Origin of the sequence: Chryseobacterium populi (assembly GCF_000282115.1) — a bacterium.
GTDB classification, from domain to species: domain Bacteria; phylum Bacteroidota; class Bacteroidia; order Flavobacteriales; family Weeksellaceae; genus Chryseobacterium; species Chryseobacterium populi.
Genome location: NZ_AKJY01000097.1, coordinates 1 through 1,006, shown reverse-complemented (window position 1 = coordinate 1,006; position 1,006 = coordinate 1). Strand labels below are relative to the sequence as shown.

Annotated in this window: 1 protein-coding gene and 1 pseudogene; both read left to right on the top strand. The window is 45.1% G+C overall.

What is annotated here, in order from left to right; genetic code table 11:
* Nucleotides 1-449, top strand: a pseudogene (locus PMI13_RS18220) (thrombospondin type 3 repeat-containing protein); the annotation flags it as partial.
* A 22-nt stretch (nucleotides 450-471) separates the two neighbouring features.
* Nucleotides 472-1,005, top strand: coding sequence for a hypothetical protein (locus PMI13_RS18215; protein ID WP_007846482.1), 534 nt, complete (start codon nucleotides 472-474; stop codon nucleotides 1,003-1,005).
* The last annotated feature ends 1 nt before the right edge of the window (nucleotide 1,006 follow it).

Sequence of the window (1,006 nt, the reverse complement as noted above, 5' to 3'; positions counted from 1 at the left end):
TGAATGCAGATGGCAGTATTAATATTTCAGCTAATGGAGGAATAAATGCCACAGGAGTTCCGAACCTTGTGAACTCAGGAGGAAATGCTGATATCGGCGGAGACCAAGGACAGGGAATCGGTTCTGCTGCTGATGCGACAGTCAATGCGTGTTCTTTCTGCTATCGACCTGCCATTACATCGGGAACAGCTCTGGATACACAATATGGGATTACATCATTAGGAAGGGCAGGCTCACAGAATGGTAACTGGCCTATGGTAAGAAAAGGAGGCTGGGTGGCCCTGGAATCCAAAACCAAAGGCTTTGTTCCTAATAAATTAACCACTGCTCAAAAAAATGCATTGATCCCTGTAGAAGGTATGATGGTGTATGACATTACTTTAGACTGCCTGAGCATTTACGACGGAACATCCTGGAAATGCTTCAATACCCAGGGATGTCCCAATTAACTAAATTAATACTACTTATAAGATGAAAAATATATTATCACTCCTCATTATCTCATTGTCATATTCCGTTCAGGCACAGGTGGCAATAGGAAAAACATCTGTCACCAATACGTCCGTATCTATGGAATTTGAGACGGCCAATAAGGGGCTGATCCTTCCCTGGACGACTTCCGCAGCTTCCACCGCAGGGGCTGTCGACGGAACGATGATCTATGACCTCTCCGATCATAAGGTAAAGGTAAAATATGCTACAGGATGGAAAGACCTTTCAGTAGATACAACCGGGACAACAATTGATCCGCTGACCAATATTGACGGAAGCCTGATTCAGGATTCAGCCAATGAAAATGCTTCTGCAAAAACAAGTATAGGCACAGTGACCTCCACACCGGGAATCCTGGTTCTGGAAGACAATAACAAAGCCATGATCCTGCCTAAAGTAGCAAGCCCGCACCTTAATATCATCAACCCTGCCCCAGGGACCATGGCATATGATACTACGGCAAAACTACTGGCGGTCTTCAACGGAAAAGTCTGGAGCTTCTGGAGGCCTTAAA

What these genes read in the sequence shown, in the direction of transcription:
- PMI13_RS18215 (WP_007846482.1), top strand. Translation starts at nt 472, where the DNA reads ATGAAAAATATATTATCACTCCTCATTATCTCATTGTCATATTCCGTT.